8 protein-coding genes are annotated in these 9,463 nt (G+C 68.7%); 3 read left to right on the top strand and 5 right to left on the bottom strand.

The window, feature by feature from the left end; translation table 11 throughout:
- Positions 1-24: 24 nt before the first annotated feature.
- Positions 25-672 (bottom strand): TetR/AcrR family transcriptional regulator, encoded by a 648-nt coding sequence (locus tag AC5Y36_RS20325; RefSeq protein WP_500042751.1) that lies wholly within the window; start codon positions 670-672, stop codon positions 25-27.
- Between the two features lie 104 nt (positions 673-776).
- Between AC5Y36_RS20325 and AC5Y36_RS20320 the strand changes: the two genes are divergently transcribed.
- Positions 777-2,036 carry a cytochrome P450 gene (locus AC5Y36_RS20320; protein ID WP_500042750.1) on the top strand — a complete coding sequence of 420 codons (1,260 nt, stop codon included), beginning with the start codon at positions 777-779 and terminating at the stop codon, positions 2,034-2,036.
- A 7-nt stretch (positions 2,037-2,043) separates the two neighbouring features.
- Here the strand turns inward: AC5Y36_RS20320 and AC5Y36_RS20315 are convergent, their stop codons facing one another.
- Positions 2,044-3,705: a DUF4407 domain-containing protein gene (locus AC5Y36_RS20315; protein WP_500042749.1), complete on the bottom strand. Its 1,662-nt coding sequence runs from the start codon at positions 3,703-3,705 to the stop codon at positions 2,044-2,046.
- Positions 3,706-3,788: 83 nt separating this feature from the next.
- Positions 3,789-4,346, bottom strand: a complete 558-nt coding sequence (locus AC5Y36_RS20310; protein ID WP_500042748.1) for a cysteine hydrolase family protein — start codon at positions 4,344-4,346, stop codon at positions 3,789-3,791.
- A 58-nt stretch (positions 4,347-4,404) separates the two neighbouring features.
- Here AC5Y36_RS20310 and AC5Y36_RS20305 point away from each other — a divergent pair, with 58 nt between their 5' ends.
- A complete protein-coding gene (locus tag AC5Y36_RS20305; protein WP_500042747.1) occupies positions 4,405-6,459 on the top strand; it encodes an NAD(+) synthase in 2,055 nt (684 codons plus the stop codon).
- A gap of 6 nt (positions 6,460-6,465) precedes the next feature.
- Here the strand turns inward: AC5Y36_RS20305 and AC5Y36_RS20300 are convergent, their stop codons facing one another.
- Together AC5Y36_RS20300 and purU are read right to left on the bottom strand one after the other, a co-directional pair.
- Positions 6,466-7,158, bottom strand: a complete 693-nt coding sequence (locus tag AC5Y36_RS20300; RefSeq protein ID WP_500042746.1) for a sensor domain-containing protein — start codon at positions 7,156-7,158, stop codon at positions 6,466-6,468.
- Positions 7,159-7,189: 31 nt separating this feature from the next.
- Entirely contained in the window at positions 7,190-8,080 is an 891-nt protein-coding gene (gene purU / locus AC5Y36_RS20295) for a formyltetrahydrofolate deformylase (protein ID WP_500042745.1), read from the bottom strand.
- 136 nt (positions 8,081-8,216) lie between these two features.
- On the opposite strand from purU, the gene AC5Y36_RS20290 reads away from it, so the two are divergent.
- Positions 8,217-9,461 carry a glutamate-5-semialdehyde dehydrogenase gene (locus tag AC5Y36_RS20290; RefSeq protein ID WP_500042744.1) on the top strand — a complete coding sequence of 415 codons (1,245 nt, stop codon included), beginning with the start codon at positions 8,217-8,219 and terminating at the stop codon, positions 9,459-9,461.
- Positions 9,462-9,463: the final 2 nt, after the last annotated feature.

Genomic DNA, 9,463 nt, shown 5'->3' with positions numbered 1-9,463 from the left:
CAAAACAGCTGATTTAGGGCACTTTTACGTCTGCTCGCGCAACTGTGTTTGCGTCAGGTACAGCGCACCCCAGATGATTTCGGTCAGCACCGTGGCGAGCTCGGCGTCATAGCTCGGCGGGTTGGCGGGCAGATTCTGTTGACAGGCCCGTTCCACCATCCAGGTCAGGGTGCTGGCGGTGGTGGCGGCCGGCAATTCGCGCCGAATCGAGCCGTCGGCCTGCCCGGCTTCGATGACGCCGGCCAATCGACCGGCGATGCCGGTGAGGATCTCGCGGTAGGTGGCCGACACCTGCGGGTCGTAACCGGCCATCTCGCTGAGCGCGATGAGCAGCGGCTGGTGGCGCCGATAGCTGGCGACCAGGGCCGTCATCGCGGCGCGGACGTCGTCGGGATCGTGCCGGGGGGCCACCGACCACCACAGCTGAGCGGCCGCGGTCAGATCGTCGAACACCTGACCCGCGAGCTGGCGGAGCAGGTGGCCCTTGTCCTCGAAGTAGATGTAGAAGCTGGCGCGGGACATCCCGGCCTCGCCGGCGAGTCGATCCACGCTGAGCTCGGTGAAGCTGGCGCCGTCGCCGATGAGTCGCTCGGTGGCGTCGAGGAGTCGACGCTCGATGTCTTCGCGTCGCGCCTGCCTGCTCGAGGCGGGTTTGCGGGTGACCGACGGCATGCTGATCAGCGTAACCGCTGGCTGGCATCTTGACTAGACATAGTGTCTAGACCTATCGTCGGGATTACCCCGCTGTGATCGGGGTCATACGCCGAGGAGGTCCCATGACAGCGCCGTCAGCCGTACTGCGCGAGTACGACCCCGTCGACCTGTCGTCGCGGGCGTTTTGGTCCAGCACCGCCGCCGAGCGGGAACGCTGCTACGCCGTGCTGCGCGCCGAACGCCCGGTGAGCTGGCATCCGCCGGTCCAAGACGCCATGCTGGAGGATCCCGACGACCCCGGCTTCTGGGCGATCACCCGCCACGCCGACATCGTCACGGTGAGCCGCACCAACGACGTGTTCCTGTCCGGAAAGGGTGTGCAGTTCGAGAACTTTCCCGAGGAGCTGCTGGAGACGACGCAGTCGTTTCTGGCAATGGATGCACCCCGCCACACCAAGCTGCGCAAGCTGGCCACCGCGGCCTTCACGCCCCGGCAGATCCGGCGTATCGAGGCCTCGATCACCGCCAGCGCCAAGACGATCGTCGCGGAGCTGAAGGCCGCCGGCAGCGGCGCCGACTTCGTCGAGCACTGCGCCAAGGAAATGCCGCTGCGCACCCTCTCGGACATGGTGGGGATTCCGGATTCCGAGCGCGAGCAGGTTGCCCGCGCCGCCGACGCGCTGGTGACCGCGAACGACCCGGTCTGTCTCGCCGGACGCGCCCCACTGGAAGTCATGTTCGAAAGCGTGACGTATCTGCATCAGGTCGCCGGCGCACTGGCCGCCGAGCGCCGGCAGCGCCCCGGTGACGACCTGTTCAGCAGCCTGGTGAACGCCGAGGTCGACGGCGATCGGCTCAGCGACGCCGAAGTGTCGGCATTCTTCGTGCTGCTCGCGGTGGCCGGCAACGACACCACGCGTCAGACCGCCAGCCACGCCCTTAAGGCGCTGGCCGACTTCCCGGACCAACGCGCCTGGCTCCTGGCGGATTTCGACAATCGGATCGGGCTGGCCGTCGAGGAGTTCATCCGCTACGCCACGCCGGTGATGACATTCCGGCGCACCGCCGCAACCGATTACGAGCTCGGCGGCCAGACCATTCGGGCGGGGGACAAGGTGGCGATGTTCTATGCGTCGGGAAACTGGGACAGCTCGGTGTTCAACGACCCCGACCGGCTAGATCTGAGCCGAGACCCCAACCCGCACCTCGGTTTCGGCGGCGGCGGGCAGCACTACTGCCTGGGTACCCATGTGGCCCGAGCACAGTTGCGCGCCATGTTCTCCGAGTTGTTCCGCCAGTTGCCCGACATTGCCGCCGGCGACCCGGAGTACGTGGCGGGCAGCTTCATTCACGGAATCCGCACCATGGCGTGCACCTGGTGAGCGCGGATTAGCGCGCTGAAATCGCCGGCGGCGAGTTGTCGGCAGCCGGCAGTTCTTCCGGCCCGCGCTCGGCCAGCGCGGGGTGTGCGTCGTCGGCGACCACCCGTGTGGCCCGCACCCGTCGCGCCGGCATTTCCGCGGCGATCTCGGAGGTCGGGGCGGGGGCATCCTGCGGCTCGGCAACACTGGCCTCGGCGGCGCTCACCGACTGCACGTTGACCTTATGGGTGCGTTTGAGGGTGAAGGTGATCTCCTCGACCTCCTCGAAGACCTCACCCAGGACGTGGCGGGCGGCGCGCACCGGCGCGGTGCTGGTCTCGATCGCGCGGGCGACCAGCGGCGGCACCAGCGGCCGGATCCAGCGCGCGGCCGCCCTGGCGATCCCCTCGGTGCCCGGGGCCGCCCGCTCGACGGCGTCGTCCTCCAGGTCCTCCAGCGGCGCCGGAACCGGGACGGCCGGCAATGCGGCGGTCGGCCGTTCGGCCCATTGGGCTGCGGCGGCCTCGGCGGCGGCCGCGATCGGCAGATACATCTCGGGTTCCGGGTCGGCGACCGGAGCCGCCAGTGCTTCCGGCTGCCGCGCCGAGGCGACGGGGATCGGGGCGTCGAGTGCTTCCAGGACGCGGCGGCGCTGCCGTTCGGCGTCGATCTCGGTCTGTGCCGCGACCGCCAGACGCGCCTGGGCGAGTTGCTGCTCAGCCCACAGGATCTCAGCTGCGGCCCGGACCTCGGCGTGCTTGACGGCGATGGCGGTGTCGGCCTGCAGCTCGGCGCGCTCGACCTCGGCGCGAGCGGCGGCCCGCCGGTCCCCGCTGGTCTCGCCACGCCATCTGAGGACGAGCATCGGCAACAATGCCAGCAGGGCGAACAGCACGATCATCACCGCTCGCAGCACCAGCGGGCCCGCGCCGGGGCACGCATTCATGGCGATCCAGCGGGCACCGAGGCTGTGGTCGCCGGCCCCCGCCGCCCGAGCGTGGGCCTGCTCGAGTGCGCGCTCGGCGGCGGCCACGTCGTGGTCCAGCCCGGGGCTTTGGTCCTGCCGGGTTGTGACGGTGCGGTCGAGCTCGGACTGGGCGTCGGCGAGAAGGTCGTTCGCCGTCCGGGTTTCCGGCCCGGTCCCGGGAACACCGGTGATGTGGGTCTGCGGGCACTCCGGCGTCGGGTGGTATTCGCAGCGTGCCACGACCAGCGCCGCGTCCCGCTGTTCGCGGGCCCGGTCGACCGCGGCGTCCAGCGCGGAGCGGGCGCTGCGGGCACGATCCACATCGGCTGCCGCACGGGTCACCGCCGGCGCGGCGTCGGCGTCGCGGGCGGCCTGCAACTCCAACTGCTGCTGGATCGGGCCGGCGAGGATGGCCAGCGAGGCCAGTTCTGCGACGACCGCACCGATCGCCACCCCGACCGCGACGCGGCCCAACCGGCTGCGTCGCCCGCCCGCGATCGCGCGCATCACCGCACCGATCAACACACCGAACGGCAGCGTCACTGCCAGAACACCCGGCCACGGCGTCGACGTGGCGGCCGCGGCCACCAGCCAGGCCAGCACGGCCCCGGTGAGCACGACGACGCCCGCGACGCTGTGCGTGGCGCGGGCATGGTGCTCGTCAAGTTCGCGCTGGTCGCCGCCGCCCAGCCAGATCAGCGGCGTCTGGATCGCAGAGCGCATAGGGACTCCAAACATCGGGTGTGTCCAGCGTGGCAGGGCAGCGTCGGATTCGCCGAATTTGTGGTGTCCACATGTGGCGCGTCTCACACGTCGGGGGCGGTTTCGGCCAGGCACTCGGCGGCGGGGGCCAGGTCAGCGGCCATATTGCGCCGCATCATCTCACATGCGGCCACGCCCAGATCCGCGTCGATGTGCGCGACGGCGTCGGTGGCCACCACCACCGAGAAGTGACGCACATAGGCGTCGAGGGCGCTGTAGAGAATGCACTGCTCGGTGACCTGCCCGGTCAACACCACCCGTGTAGTGCCAAGGCGGCCAAGCAGATACGCCAGCGGCGTCGCGTAGAAGACACTGTGCCGAACTTTGGTGATGACCCGGCTGCCGTCGGCCGGCACGATCGGGCGCACCAGATCGGGGCGGGCACCGGCCAGCGCCGAGTCGACGATATCGGCGAAATTCGCGGTGAAGTCACCGTAGTTGTCGTTGACATAGACCAGGTCGACGTCTTCGCGTTCGTGCGCGCGGCCGATGATGTCGACCAGCGGTGGGATGATTTCCGCGACATTGGGTATGAGCAGATCGGCATCGGCGTGCTGATAGCTGTTGAGCATGTCGACGACCAGCACGGCGGTATCACTCATGACCTTCTGATACCCACTGTGCGCACATTGACACTGGTCGGGCGAGAATGTAGGGACGATGGACTTTTACAACGCCTACCAGCACGGGTACGTGCGGGTCGCGGCCTGCACCCATCCCGCCGCGATCGGTGACCCCGCCGCCAATGCCGACTCGGTACTGCGGCTGGCCCGCGCCTGCCACGACGACGGTGCCGCGCTGGCGGTGTTCCCGGAGCTGACGCTGTCGGGCTACTCCATCGAGGACATCGTGCTGCAGGACACCCTGCTCGACGCCGTGCAGGCGGCGCTGCACACGGTGGTGGCCGGGTCGGCGGGGTTGCTGCCGGTGTTGGTGGTCGGGGCACCGCTGCGCTACCGCCAGCGGGTGTACAACACCGCCGTCGTCGTGCATCGCGGCCGGGTGCTCGGCGTGGTGCCCAAGTCGTACCTGCCGACCTACCGCGAGTTCTACGAGCGCCGGCAGCTGGCGCCCGGCGACGACGAGCGCGGTGTGATCCGGGTGGCCGGTGTCGACGTCCCGTTCGGGCCGGATTTGCTGTTCGCTGCCGCTGATCTGCCCGATTTCGTGCTGCACGTCGAGATCTGCGAAGACATGTTCGTGCCCGTTCCGCCCAGTGCGCAGGCGGCGCTGGCCGGTGCGACGGTGCTGGCCAACCTGTCCGGCAGCCCGATCACCATCGGACGCGCCGAGGACCGTTGCCTGCTGGCCCGTTCGGCCTCGGCGCGCTGCCTGGCCGCCTACGTGTATGCCGCGGCCGGGGAAGGGGAGTCGACGACCGATCTGGCCTGGGACGGGCAGACGATGATCTGGGAGAACGGGACGCTGCTGGCCGATTCGGAGCGGTTCCCCAAAGGGGAACGTCGCAGCGTCGCCGACGTCGACACCGGGCTGCTTCGCTCAGAACGGCTGCGGATGGGCACCTTCGACGACAACCGCCGCCACCACCGCGACGCGGTGGAGGCGTTCCGGCGAGTGGAGTTCACCCTGGAACCGCCGACCGGCGACATCGGCCTGATGCGAAACATCGAGCGGTTCCCGTTCGTACCGTCGGATCCGGCACGGCTGCAACAGGATTGCTACGAGGCCTACAACATCCAGGTTTCCGGCCTGGAGCAGCGGCTGCGGGCCCTGAACTATCCCAAAGTCGTCATCGGGGTCTCCGGCGGCCTGGACTCCACCCACGCGCTGATCGTCGCCGCGCGTGCGATGGACCGGGAAAACCGGCCGCGCAGCGACATTCTCGCGTTCACGCTGCCGGGCTTCGCCACCGGCGAGCACACCAAAGCCAACGCGGCCGCGCTGAGTCGGGCGCTGGGCGTCACCTTCGAAGAACTCGACATCCGTGACACCGCGAAGCTGATGCTCACCGAAATGGGCCACCCGTTCGGACGCGGCGAGCACCTGTACGACGTCACCTTCGAAAACGTCCAGGCCGGGCTGCGCACCGACTACCTGTTCCGGATCGCCAACCAGCGCGGCGGAATCGTGCTGGGCACCGGGGACCTGTCGGAGCTGGCGCTGGGCTGGTCCACCTACGGGGTCGGCGATCAGATGTCGCACTACAACGTCAACGGCGGGGTGCCCAAAACCCTGATCCAGCACCTGATCCGCTGGGTGATCGCCTCGGGGGAGTTCGAGACCGATGTGTGCAAGGTGCTGGCGTCGGTGCTGAACACCGAGATCACCCCGGAACTGGTGCCCGCGGGCGTGGACGCCGACGGGGCCCAGCAGATCCAGCGCAGCGAAGACACCGTCGGACCGTATGCACTACAGGACTTTTCGCTGTTCCACGTGCTTCGCTACGGGTTCTCCCCGTCGAAGATCGCGTTCTTGGCATGGCATGCCTGGCGCGATGACGAGCTCGGCAGCTGGCCGGCCGGGTACCCGGCCGACAACCGGCCCGCCTATTCGCTGGCCGAGATCCGGCACTGGCTGAGCGTGTTTGTGCAGCGGTTCTATTCGTTCAGCCAGTTCAAACGCTCGGCGCTGCCCAACGGCCCCAAGGTGTCGGCCGGGGGATCGCTGTCGCCGCGCGGTGATTGGCGCGCCCCGTCGGACATGTCCGCGCGGATCTGGCTCGATCAGATCGAGCGCGAGATTCCGCGCTTGTAGCCGCCGCTATTCCTTCTCGGCGATCTTCTGTGCGATCTGCTTGGCGATCTGCGCGCCCTGGTCGCTGATGTTGTTGGCGCAGGCGTCCACATCGACCACGACGTTGTTGGCGTACGCCAACGCGCGCTGGCACGACCAGCCGTCGCCGCCCTCGGCGACGCGCACCATGCTCAGCACGCCGTCCTGCTCCTTGGACGCGGACAGCGTCCAGAAGTTGTCCGGGTCGTCGGGGTCGTTGAGGTTGCGTTCGTTGAGCCGCTTGTTGTCGCACTGCGCCCAGCGGGACACCTGCCCGGCGTACGCGTCGTGGGCCTTGAGCGCTTCGGGAAACGACACCACCGACTGGAAGACGATGTGGTCGTACTCGTCGGCGCCCTCCCGCAGGTCTTGGCGGCGGACCCCGGTCCAGCCGGTGCCGGCATACACGTCCTGGTGCACGTTGACCCACGCGGCCAGGCATTGATCGTCGGGAGTGTGGTTGGTGTACATGTCGTCACCGGAATGGATGACGGTCAACCCGCTGGCACCCATGACCGTGTCCAGGGCGTCTTCGTCGAGCAGCAGCCCCTCCAGCGCCCCCGCCCCGATCGGCGCGGGCGCGTGCCCCAGCGTCGGCGCCGGAACGACCGTGCCTCCGGTGGTCACCGTGCACCCGGTCGCCAGCGCACACAGTGCCACGATCACCGCCAAGCGCCGCATCCGATTCTCCCTGTCCGTCTCGGTGTCCGCGTCAGAACACGATCGTCTGGTTGCCATGGCGCACCACGCGGTCCTGACAGTGCCACAGCACCGCGCGGGACAGCACCGCGCGCTCCACATCCGAGCCGAGCCGGACCAGGTCGGCCACGGTGTGGGTGTGGTCGACGCGCACCACGTCCTGTTCGATGATCGGGCCCTCATCGAGTTCGTCGGTGACGTAGTGCGCGGTGGCGCCGATCAGTTTGACGCCGCGATCGCGCGCCCGCTGGTAGGGGTTGGCGCCGACGAAGGCGGGCAGGAACGAATGGTGCACGTTAATCAGCGGGCAGCCCAGCTGATTCAGGAAATTCGGGGTGATGATCTGCATATAGCGGGCCAGCACCACCAGGTCGACGTTTCCGGCCAGCAACTCCAGTTGCCGCTGCTCGGCCTCGGCCCGGTTGTCCGCCGAGGCGGGGATGTGCACGAACGGGATTCCGAACGGCCGCACCCGGTCGGCGAGATCGGGGTGGTTGGAGATCACCATCACCACCGACATCTCCAGGTCGCCGCGCTGGTTGCGCCACAACAGATCCAGCAGGCAATGATCGGTCTTGGACGCCATGATCGCGATCCGCTTGGGTTTGGCGGCCTCGCTGAACTTGAAGTCGATGTTCATCTCGGCGGCGACGGTGGCCCGGAACTCCTCGGACAACCCGTCGATGGCGGCCGGCAGCCCGGGCAGGACGAAGATGGTGCGCTGCAGGAAGGTGCCGCCCAGCGGCTCGGTGGAATGCTGGTCGAGCGACACGATATTGGCGCCGGCCTTGGTCAAGAACGTGCTGACCGCCGACACGATTCCGGATTGGTCCTGGCAGCGCAGCAGGAGCCGCCCGATGTCCTTGGCCGGTAGCGCTGGGCGGGTCGCCGCTGGAGTCGTCATGCCTGCTGCCCAATCTGTCCGGCCCGGATCGTCCGTACGCTATCAGTTCGTCGCGGCCGACCCGCCCGGATTCTCGATGCCGCATCCGATGCCGGGGGCCCTGCAGCTACCCGGCCCGGCCCGATACGCTGGATCAATGAGTGCGCAAGCAGTACAGCCCGACCTGCGCCGGCAGGTCCACGACGCCGCCCGTCGCGGCAGGATCGCTGCGCGGGTGCTGGCCACACTGCCGACGGTGGCCAAAGACCACGCCCTGCACGCCGCCGCCGACGCACTGCTGGCCCACACCGACCGCATTCTGGCCGCCAACGCCGCCGATCTCGATGCCGCTCGCGATGCCGGCACCGCCGGGGCGATCCTGGACCGGCTGGCGCTGAACCCGCAGCGTGTCGACGGGATCGCCGCCGGCCTGCGGCAGGTCGCCGGTCTGCCCGATCCGGTCGGGGAGGTGCTGCGCGGATACACCCTGCCCAACGGGCTGATGCTGCGTCAGCAGCGGGTGCCGCTGGGTGTGCTGGGGATGGTCTACGAGGGCCGTCCCAACGTCACCGTGGATGCTTTCGGGCTGGCACTGAAATCCGGCAACGCCGCCCTGCTGCGCGGCAGTTCGTCGGCGGCGAAGTCCAATGAAGCGCTTGTCGAGGTGCTGCGGGCCGCGCTGGTTGCCGAGGACCTGCCCGCCGACGCGGTGCAATTACTGGACAGCTCCGACCGCGCCACCGTGACCCATCTGATCCAGGCCCGCGGCCTGGTCGACGTGGTGATTCCGCGCGGTGGCGCCGGTCTGATCGAGGCGGTGGTCCGCGACGCGCAGGTGCCGACCATCGAGACCGGTGTCGGCAACTGCCACGTCTTCGTGCACGAGGCCGCCGACCTGAAGGTCGCCGAGCAGGTGCTGGTGAACTCCAAGGCCCGCCGGCCCAGTGTGTGCAACGCCGCCGAGACGCTGCTGGTCGACGCCGCGATCGCCGACCGTGCGCTGCCGCAACTCATCGATGCGCTGCAGACCGCCGGGGTGACGGTGCACCTGGACGCCGGCGATGACGATCTGCGCCGCGAGTATCTGGCGATGGATATCGCGGTAGCGGTGGTCGACGGCGTCGACGGCGCGATCAGCCACATCAACGAGTACGGCACCGGTCACACCGAGGCGATCGTGACCACGAACATGGCTGCTGCGCAACGTTTCACCGAGCAGGTGGATGCCGCGGCGGTGATGGTGAACGCGTCGACGGCGTTCACCGACGGCGAGCAGTTCGGGTTCGGTGCCGAGATCGGCATCTCCACCCAGAAGTTGCACGCCCGCGGCCCGATGGGGCTGCCCGAACTGACCTCGACCAAGTGGATCGTGTGGGGGGACGGGCACACCCGCCCGGCCTGACC

The organism is Mycobacterium sp. NGS50, assembly GCF_059812545.1.
This window is presented reverse-complemented; position numbering and strand designations above follow the sequence as displayed.

Bases quoted from the DNA above. Each gene is read 5' to 3' on its own strand.
- AC5Y36_RS20300 (WP_500042746.1), bottom strand. From the start codon at position 7,158: ATGCGGCGCTTGGCGGTGATCGTGGCACTGTGTGCGCTGGCGACCGGG.
- purU (WP_500042745.1), bottom strand. From the start codon at position 8,080: ATGACGACTCCAGCGGCGACCCGCCCAGCGCTACCGGCCAAGGACATC.
- AC5Y36_RS20310 (WP_500042748.1), bottom strand. From the start codon at position 4,346: ATGAGTGATACCGCCGTGCTGGTCGTCGACATGCTCAACAGCTATCAG.
- AC5Y36_RS20325 (WP_500042751.1), bottom strand. From the start codon at position 672: ATGCCGTCGGTCACCCGCAAACCCGCCTCGAGCAGGCAGGCGCGACGC.
- AC5Y36_RS20305 (WP_500042747.1), top strand. From the start codon at position 4,405: ATGGACTTTTACAACGCCTACCAGCACGGGTACGTGCGGGTCGCGGCC.
- AC5Y36_RS20320 (WP_500042750.1), top strand. From the start codon at position 777: ATGACAGCGCCGTCAGCCGTACTGCGCGAGTACGACCCCGTCGACCTG.
- AC5Y36_RS20315 (WP_500042749.1), bottom strand. From the start codon at position 3,705: ATGCGCTCTGCGATCCAGACGCCGCTGATCTGGCTGGGCGGCGGCGAC.
- AC5Y36_RS20290 (WP_500042744.1), top strand. From the start codon at position 8,217: ATGAGTGCGCAAGCAGTACAGCCCGACCTGCGCCGGCAGGTCCACGAC.